This is a genomic window from Streptomyces sp. WMMC1477 (assembly GCF_027460245.1).
Taxonomy (GTDB): domain Bacteria; phylum Actinomycetota; class Actinomycetes; order Streptomycetales; family Streptomycetaceae; genus Streptomyces.
The window spans coordinates 3,713,184-3,736,063 of record NZ_JAPZBD010000003.1; the positions used below are offsets into that span (position 1 = coordinate 3,713,184).

The 22,880-nt window shown below is 71.2% G+C and carries 22 protein-coding genes and 2 pseudogenes; 12 read left to right on the forward strand and 12 right to left on the reverse strand.

Translation table 11 applies throughout. The annotated features are described in order from the left end of the window. Positions 1-88 precede the first annotated feature (88 nt). The 3 genes from O7609_RS16640 to O7609_RS16650 all read left to right on the forward strand — a co-directional run bounded on the left by O7609_RS16640 (position 89) and on the right by O7609_RS16650 (position 2,102). A complete protein-coding gene (locus O7609_RS16640) occupies positions 89-1,336 on the forward strand; it encodes a helix-turn-helix domain-containing protein (RefSeq protein WP_269743811.1) in 1,248 nt (415 codons plus the stop codon). A gap of 126 nt (positions 1,337-1,462) precedes the next feature. Then, positions 1,463-1,834, forward strand: coding sequence for a hypothetical protein (locus O7609_RS16645; RefSeq protein ID WP_269743812.1), 372 nt, complete (start codon positions 1,463-1,465; stop codon positions 1,832-1,834). Next, positions 1,827-2,102, forward strand: coding sequence for a DUF7848 domain-containing protein (locus O7609_RS16650; RefSeq protein ID WP_269743813.1), 276 nt, complete (start codon positions 1,827-1,829; stop codon positions 2,100-2,102). The genes O7609_RS16645 and O7609_RS16650 overlap by 8 nt, the downstream gene beginning before the upstream one ends. Before the next feature lie 954 nt (positions 2,103-3,056). Here the strand turns inward: O7609_RS16650 and O7609_RS16655 are convergent. The 4 genes from O7609_RS16655 to O7609_RS16670 form a co-directional block, all read right to left on the reverse strand. Next, positions 3,057-4,325: a tyrosine-type recombinase/integrase gene (locus tag O7609_RS16655; protein WP_269736187.1), complete on the reverse strand. Its 1,269-nt coding sequence runs from the start codon at positions 4,323-4,325 to the stop codon at positions 3,057-3,059. Further along, positions 4,322-4,507, reverse strand: a complete 186-nt coding sequence (locus O7609_RS16660) for a helix-turn-helix domain-containing protein (RefSeq protein WP_128839800.1) — start codon at positions 4,505-4,507, stop codon at positions 4,322-4,324. Before O7609_RS16660 ends, O7609_RS16655 begins: the two co-directional genes overlap by 4 nt. Continuing rightward, complete coding sequence (locus O7609_RS16665) at positions 4,500-5,846, reverse strand: replication initiator (protein ID WP_269736186.1); 1,347 nt, start codon at positions 5,844-5,846, stop codon at positions 4,500-4,502. The genes O7609_RS16660 and O7609_RS16665 overlap by 8 nt, the downstream gene beginning before the upstream one ends. Before the next feature lie 137 nt (positions 5,847-5,983). Next, the gene (locus O7609_RS16670; RefSeq protein ID WP_269736185.1) at positions 5,984-6,550 is read right to left on the reverse strand and encodes a hypothetical protein; all 567 of its coding nucleotides are present in this window, start codon (positions 6,548-6,550) and stop codon (positions 5,984-5,986) included. Between O7609_RS16670 and O7609_RS16675 the strand changes: the two are divergent. Beyond that, positions 6,466-6,930: pseudogene (locus O7609_RS16675) on the forward strand (hypothetical protein); the annotation flags it as partial. The gene O7609_RS16670 and the pseudogene O7609_RS16675 overlap by 85 nt on opposite strands. Here the strand turns inward: O7609_RS16675 and O7609_RS16680 are convergent. Both O7609_RS16680 and O7609_RS16685 read right to left on the reverse strand, forming a co-directional pair. Continuing rightward, positions 6,908-7,441: an NUDIX hydrolase gene (locus tag O7609_RS16680; protein WP_269736184.1), complete on the reverse strand. Its 534-nt coding sequence runs from the start codon at positions 7,439-7,441 to the stop codon at positions 6,908-6,910. The pseudogene O7609_RS16675 and the gene O7609_RS16680 overlap by 23 nt on opposite strands. Before the next feature lie 110 nt (positions 7,442-7,551). Next, a complete protein-coding gene (locus tag O7609_RS16685) occupies positions 7,552-8,493 on the reverse strand; it encodes a LysR family transcriptional regulator (RefSeq protein WP_269736183.1) in 942 nt (313 codons plus the stop codon). 89 nt (positions 8,494-8,582) lie between these two features. Between O7609_RS16685 and O7609_RS16690 the strand changes: the two genes are divergently transcribed. Together O7609_RS16690 and O7609_RS16695 are read left to right on the forward strand one after the other, a co-directional pair. Continuing rightward, a complete protein-coding gene (locus O7609_RS16690; RefSeq protein ID WP_269743814.1) occupies positions 8,583-9,503 on the forward strand; it encodes a zinc-binding dehydrogenase in 921 nt (306 codons plus the stop codon). Further along, positions 9,500-10,516, forward strand: coding sequence for an alpha/beta hydrolase family protein (locus O7609_RS16695; RefSeq protein ID WP_269743815.1), 1,017 nt, complete (start codon positions 9,500-9,502; stop codon positions 10,514-10,516). Before O7609_RS16690 ends, O7609_RS16695 begins: the two co-directional genes overlap by 4 nt. Positions 10,517-10,632: 116 nt before the next feature. Here the strand turns inward: O7609_RS16695 and O7609_RS16700 are convergent, their stop codons facing one another. Beyond that, on the reverse strand, positions 10,633-11,043 hold the full coding sequence (locus O7609_RS16700) for a type II toxin-antitoxin system VapC family toxin (protein ID WP_269736180.1): 411 nt from the start codon (positions 11,041-11,043) through the stop codon (positions 10,633-10,635). Continuing rightward, a complete protein-coding gene (locus tag O7609_RS16705) occupies positions 11,040-11,264 on the reverse strand; it encodes a hypothetical protein (RefSeq protein ID WP_269743816.1) in 225 nt (74 codons plus the stop codon). The genes O7609_RS16700 and O7609_RS16705 overlap by 4 nt, the downstream gene beginning before the upstream one ends. Before the next feature lie 193 nt (positions 11,265-11,457). On the opposite strand from O7609_RS16705, the gene O7609_RS16710 reads away from it, so the two are divergent. Then, complete coding sequence (locus tag O7609_RS16710; protein WP_269743817.1) at positions 11,458-13,473, forward strand: NADPH-dependent 2,4-dienoyl-CoA reductase; 2,016 nt, start codon at positions 11,458-11,460, stop codon at positions 13,471-13,473. Between the two features lie 96 nt (positions 13,474-13,569). Then, positions 13,570-14,124 (forward strand): PadR family transcriptional regulator, encoded by a 555-nt coding sequence (locus tag O7609_RS16715; RefSeq protein WP_269743818.1) that lies wholly within the window; start codon positions 13,570-13,572, stop codon positions 14,122-14,124. 36 nt (positions 14,125-14,160) lie between these two features. Here the strand turns inward: O7609_RS16715 and O7609_RS16720 are convergent, their stop codons facing one another. The 3 genes from O7609_RS16720 to O7609_RS16730 all read right to left on the reverse strand — a co-directional run bounded on the left by O7609_RS16720 (position 14,161) and on the right by O7609_RS16730 (position 16,931). Continuing rightward, positions 14,161-14,403, reverse strand: coding sequence for a type II toxin-antitoxin system Phd/YefM family antitoxin (locus O7609_RS16720; protein WP_269744369.1), 243 nt, complete (start codon positions 14,401-14,403; stop codon positions 14,161-14,163). Positions 14,404-14,561: 158 nt separating this feature from the next. Further along, entirely contained in the window at positions 14,562-15,761 is a 1,200-nt protein-coding gene (locus tag O7609_RS16725; RefSeq protein WP_269736176.1) for a S8 family peptidase, read from the reverse strand. 123 nt (positions 15,762-15,884) lie between these two features. Further along, positions 15,885-16,931 (reverse strand): helix-turn-helix transcriptional regulator, encoded by a 1,047-nt coding sequence (locus tag O7609_RS16730; protein WP_269736175.1) that lies wholly within the window; start codon positions 16,929-16,931, stop codon positions 15,885-15,887. Positions 16,932-17,327: 396 nt separating this feature from the next. Between O7609_RS16730 and O7609_RS16735 the strand changes: the two genes are divergently transcribed. The 3 genes from O7609_RS16735 to O7609_RS16745 all read left to right on the forward strand — a co-directional run bounded on the left by O7609_RS16735 (position 17,328) and on the right by O7609_RS16745 (position 21,186). Continuing rightward, complete coding sequence (locus O7609_RS16735) at positions 17,328-18,503, forward strand: aromatic ring-hydroxylating oxygenase subunit alpha (protein WP_269743819.1); 1,176 nt, start codon at positions 17,328-17,330, stop codon at positions 18,501-18,503. Next, positions 18,496-19,800, forward strand: coding sequence for an MFS transporter (locus O7609_RS16740; RefSeq protein ID WP_269743820.1), 1,305 nt, complete (start codon positions 18,496-18,498; stop codon positions 19,798-19,800). Before O7609_RS16735 ends, O7609_RS16740 begins: the two co-directional genes overlap by 8 nt. 111 nt (positions 19,801-19,911) lie before the next feature. Further along, positions 19,912-21,186 (forward strand): pyroglutamyl peptidase, encoded by a 1,275-nt coding sequence (locus O7609_RS16745; protein ID WP_269743821.1) that lies wholly within the window; start codon positions 19,912-19,914, stop codon positions 21,184-21,186. 12 nt (positions 21,187-21,198) lie between these two features. Here the strand turns inward: O7609_RS16745 and O7609_RS16750 are convergent, their stop codons facing one another. Continuing rightward, positions 21,199-22,035 (reverse strand): TIGR02452 family protein, encoded by an 837-nt coding sequence (locus tag O7609_RS16750; protein WP_269743822.1) that lies wholly within the window; start codon positions 22,033-22,035, stop codon positions 21,199-21,201. 163 nt (positions 22,036-22,198) lie between these two features. Between O7609_RS16750 and O7609_RS16755 the strand changes: the two are divergent. Further along, positions 22,199-22,475: pseudogene (locus tag O7609_RS16755) on the forward strand (transposase); the annotation flags it as partial. Positions 22,476-22,880: the final 405 nt, after the last annotated feature.

Below are 22,880 nucleotides of genomic sequence, written 5' to 3' on the forward strand. Positions count from 1 at the left end.
GGTGATCGCTCCCTGGCGGGTATCTGCCGGATAGCCACCGGTTGATGCGCCCGTCCGGCGTACCGTGGCGCTGGAGGTGGTGAACGGGATGACTACGGAACTGGCCGACAACGTCCGCAAGTACCGGCGTCGCGCCGGGATGAGCCAGGAGGAACTGGCCCACGCCGCAGGCGTGTCACCGGGCACGGTCCGCAAGGTCGAACAGGGCGGGACGGTCCGCATGGAGACGCTGCACACCCTTGCCCGCGCCCTGGGGGTGACCACCGCCGCGCTGATGGCGCCGGACGCGCCGGAGCCCATAGGGCGGGCCGAGGAGCCGAACCGGCTCAACCTGATCCAGCTTCGCGCCGTCCTCACCCCAGCCGTCGGGCTTGTGGACCAGGCCGTCGAAGTCGCAGGCGAGGAACCGAACCTCCGCACCTTCAGCCGTACCGTACGAGACGCGCGAGAACTGTACTTCTCCGACAGCTACAAGAGCGTCGCCGCCCAACTTCCCGGCCTGCTACGCGATGCCTCCCTGGCCGTGGCCTACTACGACAGCGGAGACGAGCACCGGCAAGCCCTCATGGCCCGTGCCGAGGCGCTGCGCCTGGCCGGCACCTACCTCACTCAGGTGAGGCAGTACGACATCGCGTACGCGGCCCTGAGCGGAGCCATCGCGGACGCCAAGCAGAGCGGGGACATGCTCGCGGCAGGCTCCGGCGTCGGCGGCATGTGCTGGCTGCTGGTACGTCAGGGCCGACTGGACGAGGCGGAGCGGATCGCCGCCGAGAGCATGGACGCGGTCGAGCCGAAGATCACCGGGGCCGAGCCGGACCACTACGCGGTATGGGGCGGGCTTGCCATGGAGGCCGCAGCCGCAGCCGCCCGCAACAACCGCCCGGACGAAGCCAAGGAGTACCGCAAGGCGGCGCGGGTGGCGGCAACCGCCGTCGGCACCGCGCACCGCAACCTCTCCCGGCACTGGTCCGTCTTCGGCCCCGTCACCGCCGCCCTGAAGGCACTCGAAGACTCCATGGTCATCGGGGACGCCCGCGCGGTCGTACGGAAAGCAGACGAGGAAGAGGCGCTATCGCCCAGGGCGTGGAAGCGCCTGGGCAGGCCCAGTACCAACGACGGGAACCGCTTCACCCTCGACGTCGCGCGAGCCCACACCCGCACCGGAGACCTGTCGGCGGCGATGGACGAACTGACCCGGGTCCGGGAAGCCGCCCCCGAGTGGCTCAGGCACCAGAACTCGGCCGCCGAGACCATGCAGGAGATCTTGAGCAAGCGGAAGCGCACCCTGACGACGGAGATGCGGGACATGGCCGCCTACCTCGACGTTGTCGGATAGCCGCCACGCTGCGTGGTAGTTCGCAGACTCGGCGTCGCGAACTGTCGTGCTGCTTGCGTGGAGTGACGATTACTCAGACGGCTACGGTCGCCGTGCCCTATCAGCGACCCAAGCCAGGAGTGCACGGTGAGCAGTTCCAGGAGCGACGCGGACCGTATGCGACGCAGGGAGTTGTACGACGCTGCGACGGGCGTGGCCGGCCCCCGCTTACTTCCCTGGACCACCCCCGACGGGAACCCCTGCTACCTCAGCACCGACGGCAGGGGCTACCTGTCCACACTCGCTGACAGCATCGAAGCCGTCCAACTCGGCATGGGCGAGGAACTGCTTGAGCACGCCCGCGAAGCTCTGGCCCGCGGCGCGCGGGCACTGTCGGCCACCGAGTACCGCTGGCTGGCCAGCCGACTGGCCGAGGCCCTGACGGACGCGCTCCGGGTGGCCGAATCGCGAGGACAGCGCATCCCGGACCCGCAGGAGGAAGCGGCCGAGCATGTCTGACTCCGCAACCACCGGCACCCCGGTCCGTAGGCGCTACCGCTTCCGCGAGTACCACGTGACCGCCGTGGTGGACCCGATGACCCTGCCCACCTTCGAGGCCATCTGCGTCACCGGAGAAGACCACGACTGCGGCGCCACCTCCGGCGAACTTCACGCCGAGGAGGAGCTGACGCGCTGGATCGCCGAGCACTGCGCCCAGACCGGCCACGACTTCTACCACCGCACCACCCGCGCCACCCTCCGCGCCGAACCCGGCACATGGCAGTGAAGGGCCCGCCGCCCGCGCCCCTGACGGCAGTAGCGACGGCAACACCCACGGATTTCCACGCACAACCACGGATGCCAGCGGAACGCAAAACCCACGCTGACCAGCGAAAAAGCAGGTAGAGGGGTGCTGCGTAGCACACGTACTATGTGCTGGCGGGACAGACTCCGGTCCTCGTGCACAATTCGGGTGGACTCTGTCCGAAAATCCTGGACGAGACCTACAAGTCGGCGAGTACGCCAGCAAAGCTGGAGCATGTTATCGACCCGGAGAAGCATGGCTTCGCTGACCTAGTCGCTCGTTCTGGCGGCCGCGAGCAGGCAATGCGACGTATCGTGGACAGTCTGGGAGATGTAAGCGACCTTCCGACAGCGGGGCGATTTGAAGTGGGTCGAGTCATTGATGGTGAGAACGTGACTATTCGAGGAGCTGTTGTAAACGGCGTTCCGAGAATCGGCACGGCGTTCAACCCCGATAAGTTCCCTGGAGGCAAGTAGATGCAGGTTCCCGTTGAACCGCGCCCGCTGACCAGTAAGGAGCGGGCAGTAGCGGAGCAGATTCTGCAACTGGACTTCCCTGGAGCGGCAGAGCTCCGCCATCAGCTTGATTGGGTTCGGGTGGTGGCCCTGTGGGGATCCAATTCTGCAAGTGTTGACTTGCGAGTCACGAATGACGCGCCTCCTGCTCCTATCTCGGATGGGGTTGTGCCGGTAACTTGCACGGTTATTGACGAAGGGGGTGAGCTTATTGGCGAAATCATTCTCTGGACTGAAACGGGCATGTTGTCCGGCCTTGAATACGCCTGGTATGGCGATGAACCCCCGACTTCGCTCCCAGAGGTGGATCGAATAGTCATGTCATAGAGTCTGATCGGATCTACTTCCGGGCGCGAATGGGAAGCCCCGCCGGGATCCGGCGGGGCTTCTGGGGTGTTTGACGGCAACGCTGACGGCAACGTCAGCGGACGACGGCTGCGGCGGGCGGATCGTCGGGGTCGTTGTCGGTAAGGCCGAGTGCGTCGCCCAGGGTGTCGATGGCTTGGCGTTGGAGGCGGAGTCGGACGTGGGCGTAGACGCCGGCGGTGACGCCGATGTGGGCGTGGCCCAGCAGCTCCTTGATGACGACGAGGTCGACACCCTGTTCCAGGAGCAGGGTGGCGGTCGAGTGGCGGAGGTCGTGGAAGCGGATGCGGCGGAGTCCGGCCCGGTCGAGGAAGCTGCGGAAGCGGCGGGTGAGGTTGGCCGGGTCGAGAGGCCCGCCGGTCGGCGTGGTGAAGGCGAGGCCGCTGTCCTGCCAGGCTGACCCTGCGGTCTCGCGCTCCTTGTCCTGCCGCTCCTTGTGCTCCTTGAGGGAGTGGAGGCATTCGGTGGGGAGGGCGATGCGGCGTTCAGATGCCCGGGTCTTGGTGGGCAGATGGGTGAGGCCGCTGGTGCGGGTGCGCTGGAGTGAGCGTCGGATGCTGGCCGTTCCGGCGTTGAGGTCGAGGTCCTCCCACCGGAGGCCGAGGAGTTCACCTTTCCGGAGTCCAGTACGTAGTGCGAGTTCGTACAGCCCATGAAGCCGGTCGGCGCGGGCTGCGTCGAGGAACTGACGGGCCTCTGCCGCGGTGAGCGGACGGAAGCGCCTGGGCTGGTGCGTGGTGGTCTTGACGTTGCGGGCGACGTTTCGGGGCAGCTCGTCCTCGCGAACGGCGTGTTCCAGTGCCGACTTGAGCACCGAGTGCACGTACGTCACGGTCAAAGCGGACAACTGCTTCTGGCAGCACTCGCCGACCGCACAGCACTTCTTCCGTTCGACGTCCAGCCCCTGGGCACAGCACTGGCAGGTGGTGCGGAGCCGGTCGAGGAAGGTGCGGACGTCCTTGGCGGTGAGCCTTGCGATCTTCTTGGTGCCGAGGCCGGGGATGAGGTGGAGGCGGACGCAGGCGGCGTATCGGGTGTGGGTGTTCTCGCGGAGCCGGTGGACCGCGACACTGCCGAGCCAGTACGTCAGGTAGTCACCAAGCGTGCTGTCAGCGGTGGCGACCGGCAGCCCGCGGTTGCTATCGGCGATCTTCTCGGCGAGCTTGTCAGCCGCGTTCCTCCGGGTGGTGCCGTAGACACGGACACGCTTTCGTCTGCCGTCGGCGGCGAGGACGTAGCCGGCGGCTTCCCAGCGGCCGTCCTTGCGCTGATAGATGGTGCCTTCGCCGTTGGCGCGGGCCTTCCTGCGCTTGGGGACGGTCATCGGGCGACTTCTTCCAGATGGCGCTGGACGTAGTCGTCCAGGGCGTGGGCGGGGATGCGGCGGGCGCGACCGATGGTCAGCGAGGCCAGGCGGCGGGTGCGCAGGAGGTCGTAGAGGGCGGAGCGGCCGATCTTGAGGCGGGCCATCGCCTCGGGGACGGTGAGGAGTTCGTCGTCACGCACGAGTCGCCACCACCTGTTCGCGTGTCGGGCCGCCGCCGATGAGTGCGGCGAGGCGTTCGAGGTCGGGGGTGAGACCGGTGCCGTCGTAGGCCCAGTGGGCGAGGACGAGGGTGGTCGGGGAGATTGGAGGGGTGTGGCGTCGGTGCCATGCAGCGCGGGTGGCTCGGAGGGCGCCGAGGGTGGTGGAGTAGGCGCGGGTCTTGGTGGAGAAGTGGCCGCGGAAGCCGAGCATGTGGGCCCACTTGCGCAGGTTCAGGTGCTTGAGGTCGTCGCGGGCGCCGAGGGCCCAGGCGGTGCGGATCATCCGGGCGGCGTGCTCGGGCACGGACTCGAACCAGAGGTCGGTGATCCTCTTCAGCCGGTGGTCGAGGGTGCCGGTCGCGGCTTCGGTGCCCTTGGTGGCGTACTTGGCGACGTATCCGGCGACCTTGCCCTCGGTGATCGTGGTCCCGGCCCGGAAGGCGGAGGACCGGATGATCCTGATGTCGATCTGCTCACCGAAGCCGAAGGAGCGGGCGCGGCCGTTGACCTCCGGTCCGTCGATGTGCGCGCACGTGGCCGCGATCCGGATGGCATCGGCGAGGAGTTCGGGGGTGGCCCAGGCGGGTGGCGGGGTGTGGGGGCCTGCGGGGCCGTCGAGGCGGATCACGGCGTGGAAGTGGATCAGTCCGCGCTGCTGGTACTCGGCGACCTTGGCGTACGAGACCCGGACGACCTTGGAGAGCAGACGCTGCGGGAGTCCGGCCGCTGCGGCGATGGTGCGGCGCAGGTGGAGCATGAAGCGGGCCCACAGAGCGGGGGCGTGGGCGTTCCACAGCACGGCGCCGGTGTAGTCGTACCGCTCCGGGTCAAGCGCGGTGCCGAGGAGCGGGTCGCCCTGGGCGTGGGTGCGTCCGCAGCGGCAGCGGGCGGAGCCGCCCACGCGTCGGCCGTGGACCGGCCCGTATGAGGGTGCGGTGAGGGTGGCGAAGACGCGGGGGTGGGTGGAGACCTGGTCGGGGATGTTCTTGCCGCCGCGCAGGCCGACGGCGATGAGGTGGTAGGTGTCCTGGCGGTAGAGCTCGGCGCAGGAGGGGCAGCGGGTAGTGCGGCGGTTGCCGCAGCGCACCAGGAGGTGCCCGGCGGGTAGCTCCTTGGACTTCAGCTCGCGCAGGATCTCGCCGGTGAAGGCGTCGATCTCGGTGCGCTGGCCTTCGAGCCGGATCGGCTGGGCGCAGCCGCCGAGCGAGGACAGTTGCCGTACCAGGCCGAGCAGGTCGCGGTACCCGGTGAACGTGGGTAGCGCGGGTGCGGCCGGTTCGGGGTGGGGGATTGTGGTGGTGGGGTGGTGCGGTGGCATGCTGGCGGGACCTCTCTGCGCTGCGGCACACGCGTGTGCCGTGGATGGATGGGGAGGGAGGCCCCGGCAGGGGCGAGGGTTTGGCGACTACACGCCCTTGCCGGGGATCACTGCGAAGTAGGACCAGGAGGCGGCGGTCACGCGGCCTTGTCCAGGTCGATGTGGTTGGGCAGGTCGCGCACCTTGAGCCCTTCGGCGCACATCAGGTCGTTGATCTGCCAGCAGGCTTCGGTGGGCAGGTAGACCGAGCGCAGCCGGACGGGGGTGCGCATGTCGCCGACGGAGGCGATGGACACGCCTTGGGGCATGGTGCGGTCGGCGGCTGTGATGTCCAGTTCCCGGCCGTCGGGGAAGAGGTGCAGGAAGTCCTCGACGGTGTCGACGCGGTGGCAGATCCGGGCGGACAGGTTGTTGCGTACGGCGGTGGTGAGCACGTCGGCGGAGGGTTTCTGGGTGAGGAGCCACAGCCGGATGCCGAACTTGGCGCCCTGGCTGGCGATGGCCAGCAACTCGGCCTCGAAGCGTTCGCGGGCCTTGCGGTCGGGGTGCCGGGTGTAGTTCGCCACCTCGTCGATCACCACGAGCAGCAGCGGCAGCTTGGGGCTGAATTCGGTGATGCGGTCGGTACGGCCGGACCAGAACAGCCGTTCCCGGCGCTCGTCGACAGTTCGGACGGGTGCACAGCGGCGATCGTGATCCGGCATGGGTGACCTACTTCGATGAGACCAAGCTCCTCGTCGATACCGGCATCGCCCACAGTCGGCTGGGTGAAGCAGCGAAGGCCGAACCGCTCATCGCCGTGGCTTTGCAGCGGGAGAGCCACTCGAACCAGCGGGGCCGCGCGTTCCACGCCTTCTGGCTCGCCCGTACGCAGCTCCGCCTCGGCGAGCTGGAACAGGCATGTCTCACGGCGACGGATGCGTTGCAGCCTGCTTCGTCGGTGGCCTCATTACGCGTAACGAGCCACCTTCGGGAGTTCTTCGAGGAGCTGGCACCGTACCGACGGGAACCTGTCGTCCTGTCTTTCGAGTCGCGGCTACGGGATCTCCTCCCCGGTCAGGTCAGCGGATCCCCTCGTCCATGAGTGCGTACAGGAGGCCGACGAGGGTTCCACTGCTCACGATCTCGCGACGGTCGATCATGCTCCGGATCTCTGCCAGCGGAATCCACTCGATGCGGTCGGACTCGTTCTTCTCCGTCGGCGGCCCGACGTAGGTCGCCTCGTCCGCGCGGAACAGGTGATGCTGGGAGTCCGTGATCCCGTTCGCCGGCTCGGCGTAGACCAGCGGCTTCATCGGCCCGGGTCGCCAGCCGGTCTCCTCCAGAACCTCGCGGGCAGCGGCATCTGCCGGCGATTCGCCGTCCTCGACGAGGCCCATGGGAAGTTCCCAGGCCCAGGCGTCCGTGATGAAGCGGTGGCGCCACATCATCAAGACCTCCTGGCGGTCGTTGATCACGGTGGCCACCGCCAAGTGCCGGAGTTTGACGACGTGGTACTCCCACCGGCGCCCGTCTGGCTGCTCCACGTCGGTCAACCACAGATTGACCCAGCGGTTCTCATAGATCGGACGTTCCCCGTGGACCTTCCACTGCATCGCTGATGCCCCTCTCGACCAGTCCCCAGCATCGCAGAGCCGGTCTTCCGAGTAACCGGTTTGGATGTTCACGTCGTGGTTCTGTCGTGCCGGGTGGGGAGGACGTTCGCCTACTCCTGCCCGTCGAAGGCGTCGCCTGGGAGCCAGTCGTGGGAGGGGGTGTACTCGAGCCAGCGGTTGCGGGCGGCTTGGGCGGCGCAGGCGGCGGTGAGGGTGGTCAGGCCGGGGTGGCCGTCACCAGTGCGCCAGAGCAGTGACCAGGCGTACAGGGGTGTCGGGTTGAGGAGGGGGACGGAGCGCGGGGTGGGGGCGTTCGGGAGGGTCGGCAGGTGGAGGTCGGCGGGGAGGAGGGTGAAGCCGTCGGGGGTGTCGGCGAGGGCTTCGAGGAAGTGGGTGAGACCGAGGTTGACGCTGGTGGCCCGGTTCCGGATGCCGAAGTGGTCGGTGAACTGGCGGAGGAAGTCGAGGCGGTCGAGGGCGCCGGGGGTGAGCAGGACGCTGTCGGCGAGCTGGTGGGGGGTGAGGGACGGTTCGTCCGCGAGCGGGTGTCCGGCGTTGAGTACGGCGTCGACCGGTTCGAGGCGGACGAGACGGTGTGTCAGCCCGGACGGCAGGGGTGGGTGGACGCGGCCGAAGGCCGCGTCGATCTCGCCGTTCAGGAGGGCCGCCGTCACGGAGGGCAGGTCGCGGCCGTGCCCCAGGACCAGGTCTCCGGTTGGCCCGGCGAGCTGGGCCATCGTCCGCATGGGGCCGTAGAGGTGGCCCCAGACGTCGACGCGGAGGGGGCGGTCCTTGCCGAGGGCCGCGGCCACGGCCGCGTCGGCGGCGGTGAGGGTCTGGCGGGCTGGGGCGAGGAAGCGATGTCCGGCTTCGGTGAGGCGGGCGCCGTTGCGGCCACGCTCGAAGAGCGCGGTGCCGAGCAGGGTTTCGAGGCGGGCGATGCGCTTGGACAGGGCCTGCTGGGAGATGGCGAGCGAGCTCGCGGCCCGGCCGAAGTGCAGTTCGTCGGCGGTGTGGACGAAGGCACGGACCTGCGCCATGTCGAGATCCATGGCCCTCACCGTAGGCGACAACCGGAAGTTGTCGATGGAGTGTGGGAGTTGTTGGATCTTGGTGCGGTGTCGGCGGTTGCATCCTCGGTATGCACAGACTGATTCCCACCGGGGACGCGGCGCGGCCCGTCGCCTTCGCGGAGGTACCCCAGCCCGTGCCCGAGGAGGGTGAGGCGCTGGTCAAGGTCGAGGCGTTCGCGCTGAACCGGGGCGAGACGTTCCTGCTGGAGCGCCCGGAGCCGGGGCTGCTGCCGGGCAAGGACGTGGCGGGGCTCGTGGTGCAGGCGGCGGCCGACGGCTCCGGGCCCGGCATCGGCACCCGGGTGGTCGGGCATCCGGCGCGGGGCGGCTGGGCTGAGTACGTGGCCGTGCCGACGCACTCGCTCGCCGTGCTTCCGGACGGCGTCGACAGCGTGCGGGCGGCGGCGCTTCCGCTGGCCGGGATCACCGCGCTGCGGCTGCTGCGCGCGGCCGGTTCGACGGCCGGCGTGCGGGTGCTGCTCACGGGCGCTTCGGGCGGCGTCGGCCACTACGTCACCGAGCTGGCGGTGGCGGGCGGGGCCGAGCTGACCGCCGTGACGGCGACTCCGGAGCGCGGTGAGCGGCTCGCGGAGCTGGGGGCCACGGTCGTCCACGAGGTCGCGGAGGCCCGGGGGCCGTTCGACGTCGTGCTGGAGTCCACGGGCGGCCCCGACCTGGCGACCGCCCTGACGCAGGTGCGCCCCGGCGGCCTGCTCGTCTGGTTCGGGCAGGCCAGCCGGACGCCGGTGAGCCTGGACTTCTTCCGGCTCCTGGGCGGCCCCGAGGGCGTCACGATCCGGCACTTCCACTACGCGGGCGCACCGTACGCGGCGGATCTGGCGGCGTTGGTGCGGCTCGTGGAGCGGGGGCGCCTGCATCCGGAGATCGGCCGGGTCGCCGACTGGTCGCAGACCGCCGAAACGCTCGTCGACCTGCGGGAGCGCCGCATCCGTGGGAAGGCCGTTCTCCTGACTGGAGGTTCACCATGAGCGTCACCGAGTTCGTCGCCGCGCAGTGGACGCGCTCCACCGGGGCGGGAGTCGATCCGCACGAGTACCGGCGCGTCACCGACGGCGTGGGTTCCGTCGGCGACTGGGGGCCGTCTTTGCGGCGCACCGGGCGGGAGTATCTGGAGCGTGCGGAACGGGCGGGGTCGGCCGTGTCGGCGGGGGAGCACCTGCTGATGGCGGCGCGGTGGTTCCACCTCTCCACGCTCGCGCCGGACGCCGAGACGCCCCAGGGCGCGGCCGAGGCGGACCGGGCCCTGGGCAGGGCGCTGGACGTCCTGGAGCCGGGCGCGCGGCGGGTGAGCGGTGACGGGTTCACGGGCTGGCTGCGCGGCCCCGCCGACGCTCCGGCCACCGTGATCATCGTGCCCGGGCTGGACTCGGCCAAGGAGGAGTTCCTCGACCTGGCGTCCGCGCTGCTGAGCCGGGGCCTGGCGGTCTTCGCGATGGACGGCCCCGGGCAGGGCTCGCTCGCGGCCGAGACGGCGCTCACGCCGCGGTACGAGCGGGTCGTGGGCCGGGTGATCGACGCCCTCGGGCCCGAGCGCACCGGGCCGCTCGGGCTCGTCGGGCTCAGCCTGGGCGGGTACTTCGCCGCCCGTGCCGCGGCGGTGGAGCCCCGGGTGGACGTGGCGGCCGTCGTCAGCGGTCTCTTCCGCGTCGACTGGGAGCAACTGCCGCCTCCGGTCAGGGAGCTCATGGCCCGGCGGGCCAAGGGGGCGGACGCGGCCCGCGCCTTCGCCCGCGAGGTGGACCTCAGCGCCCTCGCGCCGCGCATCGCGGCCCCGCTGCTGGTCGTGGACGGGGGAGCGGACGTCATCCCCGGTGTGACGAACGGCGAGCCCTTGGCGCGTCTGGCGCCGCACGGGTCCTTTCTGTCCGTCCCGCACGGAGATCACCTGCTCGGTAACGCGCGGGCCGACTGGCTCCCCGTCGTGGCCGACCACTTCGCGCGCCACCTGAAGACACACCGCCAGAGAGGAGTGCCGGCGTGAAGCGCTGCGCCGGAGAGTCATTTCCCGTAGATCTCATGGGCGGCGGCGGGCTTGTGGCTCGACGCACGCCACTGCTGCAGGGGGCCTACGGTCCTGGCGGCCGTGAGTGACGATGGCTACGGCAACAAGGTGAAGGCCGGTACGTGGGTGGGCCGCACGATGCTGAAGTGGCGGCGGTCCAACGTCGCGATGTTGACCGCCCGGAACTTTTCGGCGACTGCCACCACGAAGGCGTCGGCCGTGCCCAGGGGGAGATTCGCGTACTGTTCCACCAGCTCGGCGGCCCGCGAGGCTTCGGTAGAGGTGACGGGGACCAGGTCGTACGCACCGTCGGCGACATCGCGCAGGAAGTCGGCCTCAGCCTTCGCTCCGGCACGGCTGGAGAGCATGTAGCCGATCTCCGCCACGAGTGGCGATGGCAGCAGTAGCGGACCGGGGTGGTTCTCGAGCAGGTGCAGGCAGTCGGCGTGGTGGTCGTCCTTGCGGTTGGCCGCGGCAACTACGGGGCCGGTGTCGATCACGATCACGCGTCGGGCCGCTCCTGCCCGTCCCACGACTCACGCACGATGTCCTTGGCGCGCACGCCGAGGTCTGGGTCGCCGTCGAAGGAAGCTGCCGTGCGGAAGCGCCGACGCGGGCGGTCACCTCGCTCCACCTCGGCCCACTCGCGCAGCAGCTCTATGGCGTCCAGCAGCCGCTCCTCCGGCAGCACGTCCAGCAGGCGGTGCGCTTCCTCGCGAACGGTCATACCGGCCAGTGTACGGCCCGGTGCCTCGCGGATCAGGTCTCCGAAAGGCTCCGACTGGCCTGCCGTCCCGGTCGGGGGCTTGACGGCGGCGACCCGCCGGGCGGGCTGTGGCCCAGGTCATGCCGGGCAGGGGTGCAGCGCGTTGTGCACCTTGTTGCATAATCGGGGCTCCGTCGAGGTGAGGGAGTGTGCCGTGAGTCGGTATCCGCATCTGCTCAAACCGCTGGACCTGGGGTTCACCAGCCTGCCCAACCGCGTGCTCATGGGCTCCATGCACGTCGGCCTGGAGGAGGCCGAGAACGGGTTCGAGCGCATGGCGGCGTTCTACGCCGAGCGCGCCCGGGGCGGGGTCGGGCTGATCGTCACCGGTGGCATCGCGCCGAACGAGGCCGGGCGGCCGTGGGACGGCGGGGCCGCGCTCACCACGGAGGCGGAGGCCGAGCGGCACCGGGTGGTCACGGACGCCGTGCACCGTGAGGGCGGCAGGATCGCGATGCAGATCCTGCACTTCGGCCGGTACGCGCACCACGAGAACCTGGTGGCGCCGAGCGCGCTCCAGGCGCCGATCAGCTTCCACGTCCCGCACGCCATGACGGACGACGAGATCGAGCAGACGATCGACGACTTCGCCCGCGCCGCCGAGCTGGCCCGGCGGGCGGGCTACGACGGGGTCGAGATCATGGGCTCCGAGGGCTACCTGATCAACGAGTTCATCGCCCCGGCGACGAACCAGCGCACCGACCGCTGGGGCGGCTCGCCGGAGAACCGCATGCGCTTCCCGGTGGAGATCGTGCGCCGGGTCCGGGAGCGGGTCGGTCCGGAGTTCATCCTGATCTACCGGCTCTCCATGCTCGACCTCGTGCCCGGCGGCTCGACGCTGGAGGAGGTCGTGGCGCTGGCCAAGGAGATCGAGGCGGCCGGGGCGACGATCATCAACACCGGCATCGGCTGGCACGAGGCCCGCATCCCGACGATCGTCACCTCGGTGCCGCGCGCCGCCTACGCGTGGGTGACGAAGAAGCTGATGGGCGAGGTGTCCGTCCCGCTGGTGGCGGTGAACCGCATCAACACCCCGGAGACGGCGGAGGAGGTGCTGGCCGACGGGTTCGCCGACATGGTGTCCATGGCGCGCCCGTTCCTCGCCGACGCCGAGTTCGTGGCCAAGGCCGCCGAGGGCCGCCCGGAGACGATCAACACCTGCATCGGCTGCAACCAGGCCTGCCTGGACCACGTGTTCAGCCTCCAGATCACCTCCTGCCTGGTGAACCCGCGGGCCTGCCACGAGACGGAGCTGGTGCTGGAGCCGACGCGGCGGCGCAAGAGCCTCGCCGTGGTCGGGGCCGGGCCGGCCGGGCTGGCGTTCGCCGTCTCGGCGGCGGAGCGCGGGCACGCCGTCACGCTGTTCGAGGCGTCGGAGGAGATCGGCGGCCAGCTCAACATCGCCAAGCGCATCCCGGGCAAGGAGGAGTTCGGCGAGACGCTGCGCTACTTCCGCACCCAGCTCGACCTGCGCGGTGTCGACGTCCGGCTGAAGACGCCGTTCACGGCGGCGGACGCGGCCGGGTTCGACGAGGTCGTCGTCGCGACCGGCGTCACCCCGCGCACCCCCGAGATCCCGGGCGTGGACCACCCGAGCGTCGTCAGCTACCTGGACGTGCTGCGCGACGGGGCGCCGGTGGGCGAGCGCGTGGCGATCGTCGGCGCGGGCGGCATCGGGTTCGACGTCGCCGAGTTCCTGACGGACGGCGGCGAGGGCGCGAGCGTCGACCCGGAGACGTTCGCCCGCACGTGGGGTGTGGACATGGAGTACGCCGAGCGAGGCGGGCTGCGCGCGCCGGAGCGCGCGAAGCCGCCGCGCACCGTGCACCTGCTCCAGCGCAAGACGAGCAAGGTCGGCGCCGGGCTGGGCAAGACGACGGGCTGGATCCACCGCACCGAGCTCAAGCACCGCGGCGTGACGATGGTCAAGGGCGCGACGTACGAGCGGATCGACGACGAGGGGCTGCACGTCACCGTGGACGGCAACGCCGACGTCATCCCGGTGGACACCGTCGTCCTGTGCACCGGGCAGGAGCCGCGGCGCGAGCTGCACGAGGAGCTGGCGGCGGCCGGGCACACCGTGCACCTGATCGGCGGCGCGGACGTGGCCGCCGAGCTGGACGCCAAGCGGGCGATCCGGCAGGGCACCGAGCTGGCGGCGGCCCTCTGAGCCGACCCCGGCTGGACCGACAGCGCCCCCCAGCACGACGACGCCCGGCCCCGGACCACGGCGGTCCGGGGCCGGGCCGTTCCTTAGGATGCCGACATGTCCCTGCCCCACGCGATCCTCACCGCCCTGCTGGAGAAGCCGTCGTCGGGGCTGGAGCTGACGCGGCGCTTCGACAAGTCGATCGGCTACTTCTGGTCCGCGACGCATCAGCAGATCTACCGCGAGCTGGGCAAGCTGGAGAAGGCCGGGTTCATCCGGGCACTGCCGGCGGAGGTGCCGACGCGCGGGCAGCGCAAGGAGTGGGAGGTCCTGCCGACGGGGCGGGAGGAGCTGGCGGAGTGGGTGGCCCGCGTCGAGGACCCGAAGACCGTCCGGGACCCGCTGCTGTTGCGGATGCGGGCGGCGGCCGTCGTCGGGAGCGCGGGCCTGGAGGCCGAGCTGCGCCGTCATCTGGAGCTGCACGAGCGGCAGTTGGCCGAGTACCTGGAGATCGAGAAGCGCGACTTCCCGCCGGAGCGGGACACCGAGCCGGACCGGCTGCGGCACGTCGTCCTCAAGGGCGGCATCGGGCTGGAGACGTTCTGGATCGTCTGGCTCACCGACGCCCTCGACCAGCTCACCCGCGGCCGGGGCGGGGCCGACGCTCCCTGAGCGCGAGGGCGCTGGCCTCGTCGGCCTCGGCTCGGCTCAAACGCGGCCCTCGGCCTCGGCGATGGACTCGACCAGGCGACGGGCGTTCGCGGGTGATCGCATCAGGTACATCGTCTCCTGCCAGGATGCGTAGTCCTCCTCCGAGATGAGGACGGCATTTCCGTTGCGGGACGTGATAAGCACCGGTGAGCGGTCGTCGTTGACCTGTTGGATCAGTGCGTGCAGGTTGTCGTGGGCCTCGTGGGCCTCGTGGGCCTCGTGGGCCTCGTGGACAGGGATGGGCACAGCTGCCTCCTCGTATGTCGTGTCGGCAACTGTGCCACCGCTTCCTGCCGGGGCGTCCCCTCCATGTCGTACAGCCCCGGAACCGCCGGGACGGCCGGCCCGGCCTGGGGAGGCGCCGGACCGGCCGTCGTGGCCGTGCGAGAGTGCGGGGCCTACTTGACGAGGTTCAGCAGGAGGTTCGGGGAGCCCTCGCCCGGGTTGCCGACGACGTCGGGGGAGGCCGCGTCCGTGAGTGCCTGGGAGACCTGCTCCGGGGTGGCCTCGCCGTTGTCCGCCAGGTACAGGGCGGCGACGCCCGCGACGTGCGGGGTGGCCATCGAGGTACCGGAGATGGTCTTGGTCGAGCCGTCGTTCCAGGCGGCGGTGATGTCCACGCCGGGGGCGAAGACGTCGAGCGGGGTGCCGTAGTTGGAGAAGCTCGCCATGCCGTCGGCTTCGTCGGTGGCGCCGACGGTGATGGCCTCCTCCACGCGGGCCGGGGACACGTTGGTCGCGTCCTGGCTCTCGTTCCCGGCCGCGACGGCGAAGGTCACGCCGGCGGCTATGGCGTTCCTGACGGCCTCGTCGAGGACCGGGTCGACGCCGCCGCCGAGCGACATGTTGGCCACCGAGGGGCCGGAGGCGTTCTCGGCGACCCACTCGATCCCCGCGACGACCTGGGCGGTCGTACCGGAGCCGTTGTCGTCCAGCACGCGGACGCCGACGACCTTGGCGTTCTTCGCCACGCCGTGCGCCTCACCGGCGATGGTGCTGGCGACGTGGGTGCCGTGGCCGTTGCCGTCCTGGGCGACGTCGTCCTCCTCGACGGCGTCGTAGCCGTCCTCGGCGCGGCCGCCGAAGTCCTCGTGCTCCACCATGACGCCGGTGTCGATGACGTACGCGGTGACGCCCTCGCCGCCGCCGTCCGGGTAGGTGTAGCTCTGGTCGAGGGGGAGTCCGGGCTGGTCGATGCGGTCCAGCCCCCAGTTGGGCGGGTCGGGCTGCTCGGCGGAGATGGTGTGCGTCTGGTTGGCGTACACCTTGTCGACGGCGGGGTCGGCGGCGAGCCGGCGCGCCTCCTGCGCCGACAGCGAGGTGGCGGAGTAGCCGTTGAGTGCGTGGGTGAAGGTCTCCTCGACCTTGCCGCCGTGCTTCTCGACGACGTCCTCGCCGCCCTGCGAGGCCGCCGAGACGCCGGTGTCCTTCAGGGTCACGATGTAGCTGCCCTCGACGGCGAGGGCGGAGTTCGCCCCGACGACCGTCCCTTCGGCGGGGCCGGCGTTGGCCGGGAGGGCGATGAGTCCGGTACCGACGGTCGCCGCGGCGACGGCCGCGGAGATGCCGAGGGTGAGCTTCCTGCGCGTCACTGCCATGTGAATGTCCTTCACTGCCGTGTCGTGGGGGATGCGCCGTGGGGGCGCGAACAGCAGCCAAGCTCATGTACACGACAGCATCAAGGGATGCAAAGAGAGCGCCATTCAGGGGCGATTCCGGCATCAGGGGGCGACTCGGCCGGCCTCCGGCTGGACAACTCCGCCCCCGATGTCCAGTCGTGCCGCCACCATGCCGAGCTGGAAGCGGGTCGTGACACCGAGCCGTTCCATCGTCGCCCGCAGCCGCCGCTGGAAGGTGCGGTGGCTCACGCCGAGCTGCCGCGCCATGACCTGGTCCGTCAACCCGGTGGCCAGCATCGCCAGCAGTCGCGTGTCGTCGCAGGGGAGGCCCGGCCCGTCGCCTTCCCCCTCGTCGTCCGCGAGGAATTCGGAGAGCGGCAGCGCCCGCTCCCACAGGACCTCGAAGAACGAACTCAGCGCGTCCAGCAGGCCCGAGGCGTGGACGACGACGCAACTGGCCACCTCGTAGTGCGTGGTGCGGAGGGGCAGGATGCCGGTCTGCTCGTCGGCCAGCAGCATCTTCGTCGGCGCGGTGGTCAGCACTCGGGCTTCCTCGCCGAGATCGGCGCAGGCCAGGATGTCGGTGTGGGTGCTGTGGAAGGTGGCCAGCCCCTCCGCGTCGTACAGGACGCGGTAGGCGACGCCGCGCCGCATCGTCTCGCCCTGGAGCGGCATCATGCCGGTGCGCGCGTCGTGCCGGTCGGGGTCGCTGTTGACGTACGGCGGCCGGTCCACGCCGCGGATCAGGTGCCGGGCGCCGCGTTGCAGCTGGTCCACCCGCTGCATGACGGCTGCGCGGCCGACGACGACCTCCACCACGTCGAGCGGGTCGCGGGCCTCCGCCGTCGCCCGGAACCGGGCCGCCAGGTGGTGCACATGGCGACGGGCACGCTGCAACTCCTCCTCGCGCGCGGCCAGGAGCGCGGCGAGCGCCACGTCCGGCTCGACGGGCAGGAACCGGTCCGGCCCCCGCCGTCGGCCGGCGACGCGCTGGACCAGCCCCAGCTCCTCCAGGGAGCCGAGGGCGCCCCGCACCCGGGTGACCGACAGCCCCAGGCCGTCCCGCAGCTCGGCCGTGGTGACGGCCCCGTCCACCAGCGCCTCGTACACCTGCTGCTGGACGGCGTCCAGATCCAACGCCTCAAGCATGTCCGAATCGTGACCTCGGCGGCGCAATCACGTCAATGGCGTCATGACGTCATTCCCGAGGCCCCCACAGAGCCTCCACAAATCGCGGTGGCCGCATCCGGTGCGGGCGGGGCGACCATCAGCCACCACCCTCGTTCGGGGGCGCCCGGACCGGGGTCCGGGCCGGTGGGGCGGTGAGCCCGCCGGGGCGGGGTCCGAGGCGTCCCGCCGACCCCGCTCCTGGCGTGCGTGCCCGTCGGTCGGGGGATTCTCAAGCGGGCTGTGCGCAAGGTGAGTTGAGTACGAGGGGAAGGGCCGTTGCCGTTGATCGCCCTCACCCCGATGTCAGTTGCCCGCGGCATGGCCGTCGTGTTCTCCTCGTGGCGACCACCGTGGATGAGTAGGGGGAGCTTCACGATGCGTAACCTGCCCGACGGCAAGGACATCTTCGACCCGGCGCTCTACGCCGGCACCCGGCGGCCCCGCGCGGAGGCCACCACCCTCCCGCACTGGGTCTACACCGACCAGACCTGGTTCGAACGCGAGATGACGAACCTCTTCCGCCCCGCGTGGCACTTCGCCGGGCTCGCCTCGTCCGTCCCGCAGCCGGGGGACTTCCGCACCCTGCGCCTGCTCGACGAGCCGCTGCTCGTCGTGCGCGGGGACGACGACCGGGTCCGCGTCTTCCGCAACTCCTGCCGCCACCGCGGCTCCCTCGTCGTCGAGGAGCCCTCCGGTAACTGCCGCGGCCTGCGCTGCCCCTACCACTCCTGGACCTACAGCCTGGAGGGCGTCCTCAAGCACGCTCCCGGCCTCGACGGCCACCGGCGCGAGGAACTCGCCGGGCTCGGCCGGAACCTCGTCCAGGTGCCCAGCGGCATCCGCGAAGGGCTCATCTTCGTCCACCTCGGCGACCCCGCCACCGCCCCCACCCTCGACGCCTACCTCGGCAACTACCTCTCCGCCGTCGCCGTCCCGCACCAGACCGCGCAGATGGTCGCCGTCCACGAACGCGAGTACGTCCTCGACTCCAACTGGAAGCTCTACGTCGAAGTCGACATGGAGACCCTCCACACCAAGCACATCCACCGCGGCTCCATCGGCGAGCAGCCCGTCACCGTGCCGCACTCCGAGGGCCACTGGATCGGCGTCTACCACGCGTCCGAGCACACCCCCGCCCTCCACCCCGGAGAGCGCCACACCGGCTTCCCCCACACCAAGGGCCTCACCGGAGCCGCCGAACACGGCGCCCACTTCTCCATCCTGCTGCCCGGCTTCTTCCTCGTCACCGCCCAGGACGTCATGTGGTGGATCCACAAGATCCCCGACTCCGCCACCCGCACCCGCGTCCGTGTCGGCTACTCCTTCCCCGCCTCCACCGTCGACCGCCCCGACTTCGACGACGTCTACCCGCGCTACGCCAAGCGGCTCGACCAGGTCGTCGAGGAGGACGACTGGATCACCGAGTACCAGCAGAAGGGCCTCAACGCCTCCCCGCCCGGCTGCTACGTCCCCGAAGAACACGTCGTGCACCGCCTCGACAACTGGATCCTGGACCAGGTTCTCGGCGGCCGTGACGTCTCCCATGACTGACACCGCCCGCCGCCGTGCCCGGGCCGACCGCCGTGCCCGGGCCGACCGCCGTGCCCGGGCCCGCCGCCTCCTCGCCTGGTCCGTCCTCGCGGGCTGCTTCCTGCTCGGCTTCTTCCACCGCTTCGCCCCCGCCACCTTCGCCGACGCCCTCTCCACCGACCTCGACGTCACCGACGCCCAGCTCGGCGCCCTCGCCTCCTGGCACTTCTGGACCTACACCGCCGCCCAGATACCCGCCGGGCTCCTCGTCGACCGCTACGGCACCCGGCGCTGCGTCGCCGTCGGCTCCACCGTCACCGCCCTCGGCGCCCTCCTGCTCGCCGTCGCCCAGAACCTCGTCACCGCCTCGGCCGGGCCCCTGCTGACCGGCGCCGGGCTCTCCGTCGTCTTCGTCGGCATCATGAAGTTCAACGCCGCCTGGTTCAGCCCCGAACGCTACGGCCTCGTCACCGGCGTCACCATGCTCCTGGCCACCTGCGGCGCCGTCGCCGCCGGTTCGCCCACGGCCTGGCTGCTGGAGCACTTCCACTGGCGCGCCCTCTTCGCCGTCGCGGCGGCGGCCGGGCTCGCCCTCTCCCTCGCCGTCGCCGCGCTCGTCCGCAACCACCCGTCCGACGCCGCGCCCGCCGAGGCACCCGCCGACCGTGGAGGTGCGCGCGGCGGCCTGCGGGACGCCTTCCGCAGCCGCGCCCTGTGGCCCCTGTTGCTCGCCACCGCCGGAACCAACGGCACCTTCTACGCCTTCTCCGGCCTGTGGGGCGTCCCGCTCCTGACCGACACCCGCGGCCTGTCCAACACCGCCGCCGCCTGGTACACCACCGCAGCGCTCACCGTCTACGGCATCGGCTGCCTGGCCATCGGCGTCTGGTCCGACCGCGCGGGCCGCCGCAAGCCCTTCGTCCTGGGCACCAGCGCCATGGCCCTCACCGGCTGGGCCTGCCTCGCCCTGCTCCCCTGGGACGCCGGCTGGCAGGGGCTCGCCCTCTACGCCCTCGTCGGCGCCGCCGCCTCCCAGGTCACCGTCTCCTTCGCCGCGCTCAAGGAAGCCGTCCCGGCCCACATCGCCGCCACCGCCCTCGCCATCCTCAACGCGGGCTGCTTCGGCGTCTCGGCCGCCCTGCAACCCCTCTTCGGCCTCGTCCTCGACGCCGGGCACGGCTGGGACTGGGCCCTCGCCCTCATGGCCGGCACCTCCGCCCTCGGCCTCCTCGCCGCCCGCGCCTCCCGCGAGACCTTCTGCCGTCCCCTCGCCCCCGCCGACTCCCCGGCCGCGCTGGAGGCGGTCGGGGAGCGGTAGGGCCTGAGCGGACGGCACCCTTGCCGTCCGCTCAACGCCCTTTCTAGGGTGCGCTCGTTCGGAAACCGAACACGTCGACGCATCGCCTCCGGGCCGAGGGAAGAGGACCGCATGGGAAGCACGTTCAGGCGCCTGTCCGTCATCGCAGCCACCACCACCCTCGCGTGCGCCACGCTCGCCGTCCCTCAGGCCACCGCCAACGGGGCGGGCACCGGGTGTCTCGACGACGCCGCACCCCTGACCGTCGAGGACGAACGGCTGAAGCGGGCCGTGCCCCAGGAGATCCTGCGGCGCAGCGGCTTCGACCGCGCCCTGCCCGCCTTCCTCCGGGAGCTGTGCCGTGCCGACTCCCTCACGGCGGCCGAGCGCGTCGTCGGCAAGCACGCCCGCAAGCTGTGGACGACCGCCGTCCACCGCGCGCAGTCCCCGGCCCGGAGCGGCGAACTGAGCGGCGAGGACGACCGCCCCCTGTACTGGGCCAGGCTCGGCCTCGCCACGGCCCTGCGCCAGTGGCAGCCCGGCTTCCCGCTCACGGGCGCGGAGCGCGCCGGGCTGATCCACCGCCTGGAGACCTCGTCCCGCGGCCAGGACGCCGTCACCTTCCCCCAGGGCGACGGCGTCAAGCGCATCCTGGTCACCGGCTTCGACCCGTTCACCCTCGACCGGGACATCCGCATCGGCAACCCCTCCGGCGCCGCCGCCCTCGCCCTCGACGGCACCACCGTCCAGACCGCCTCCGGCCCCGCCCGCATCGAGGCCGTCGTGTTCCCCGTCCGCTGGCGGGACTTCGCCGACGGCACCGTCGAACACACCCTGCTCCCGCACCTCACCGAGGGCCCGGGCCAGGTCGACATGTTCGCCACCGTCAGCCAGGGACGCCCCGGGCAGTTCGACATCGAGCGCTTCAACGGTGCCTGGCGCGGCGGCTACCCCGACAACGAGAACGCCTCGGACACCGGTCTCGTGCCCATCCCCGCCGCCGTTCCCTCCGTCACCCCGCAGCCCCAGTGGACCGCCACCTCACTGCCCTCCACCGACATCGTCAACGCCGACACCGGCCGGTTCCCCGTCCTGGACAACACCCGCGTCACCGAGATCCCCCTCGGCGCGACCGACCCCGTCACCCGGGACGACGGCCCGACCCCCGGCTCGCGGGCCCGCCAGGGCGGCGGCGGCAACTACCTGTCCAACGAGATCGCCTACCGCGCCACCCTGCTCCGGGACGCCCTCGGCCTCGACCTGCCCGGGGGCCACGTCCACACCCCGGTCCTCCGCTTCGGCGAGGGCAACACCGACGCCGTCACGGACCCGGCCTACGAGCGCAACCGCACCGACATCACCGCCCAGATCCGCGCCATCCTCACCGTGGCGGCGGGGACGCTGTAGCGGACTGCCCGCCTACGGCGCCGCCGGGGAAGGGAACGCCCGGCGGAACGCGGCGCGGGTGGGGGAGTCGGGCGTCCGGTCGAGAACGGCGAAGACGACGTGCGCGAACCAGCCGGCGAAGCGGCCCTCGCCCGTCAGATGCGCGCGGAACACGTCGGCGACGACCGCCGGGTCGTTCCGGAAGACGCCGCACCCCCAGGCGCCGAGCACGAGCGCGCGGTAGCCGTGGGCTGCGGCGACCTCCAGCACCCGTTCGGCGCGTTGTCGGACGGCGGCCGGTACCCGACGGGCCTCGGCGGGCGTCTGGCGGGCGATGACCCCGGCATTGGGGGCGGGGGAGGTCAGGAAGCCGGCCTCGAACGGTTCGTCCAGCAGCCGCTCGCGGCCGTCGCGGAACACCGGGACTCCGGGGGAATGGATGACGCGGTCGCTGTAGAAGGGGCTGCGCTCCGACCTGTGGTGGGCGTAGTACTCCGGGGCGCGCAGGAGACAGGTGTAGAGGGCGGAAGCCCTGCACACGGCCTCCTCCTGAGCCTGCGCACCGTTCAGATAGCCGCCGCCCGGGTTGCGCGCGGAGGCGAAGTTGAGCACGGCCACGGGCCCCAACCCGTTGGCCACGAGCCGACGGGCGGCCTCGGTGCTGCCCTCCTCCGTCACCTCGAACACCGGCGTGAACGTCTCCTCCGCGGCGGGCACCGCCACCGGCCCGGGGCCGAACATCCTCGTTCCGTCGGCCGCCGCGGTGACGGCCTCCGCGATGGACACGTCCCGCCCTCCGGGCGCCGCGTAACCCCCGCGCGCGACGATCTTCTCGGTCTCCTTCGCGATCCCGCGCAAGCGTGCGCTCATGACGCCCCCTTCGTCGTGTCCGGCGTCGAGTCTCCGGGGCGGGCCTCCGTGGGGCAAGGGAGTTTGAGACGTCATCCAGGCGGTTACCCTCTGCCGGCCAACCGCAACGACTGCACCGCCCTCGGCCCCTCGGCCCCTCGGCCCCTCGGCCCCTCGGCCCCTCGGGGCCGAAGCGGCCTGCGGGCGGGCGACGGTGGTGGCCGATGGCGGCCACCAGGGCACCGGCGCGATCATCCCGCACCGCCGTCGGCGGGACAGGTCGTCTTCCGGACTGGAAAGAGAAGCACAACGCTTCCCATTGCCGGAGGCGAGCCCGCGTCGAGCACGTCTTCGCCCGGATGAGAACCCGGAAGATCCTCCGCGACTGCCGCCGCCGCGGCGACGGCTTCCCCTGGGCCGCCACCGGTATCGCCCACATGCACCACGTCGCCCACCACTGACCCCTACGAGACAACGTTCGGGGCCGGTTCAGCGCGGTGGCACGAGTGGCGGAGGCGGAGGTGGAGGCGGCTCCACCGCAGGCAGCAGCGGCCCGCCCGCGCGTATCCTGGCGAGGCTCAATTCGGCACGACGCCGCGCCCGCGGGTCGTCGTCCCGTAGGAAGACGTACCGGTCGGGTCCGCCCTTGCCGAGATTCACGCACTTGAGCAGCCGGTAGCCGAGAGCGTGGGCTACCGGCTGAAACCGGTCCGATTCCCTGCCGCTGAAGACGACACCGACACGCCGGTGGACGTCCACCTCGACACGTGCCCGGCCGTCGAAGTGCCTCGCCAGCTCATACTCATTCGTCGTCACCCGGCCATGATCGGCCATGCATCGCCCGGTGGTCACGGGTCACCGCCCGC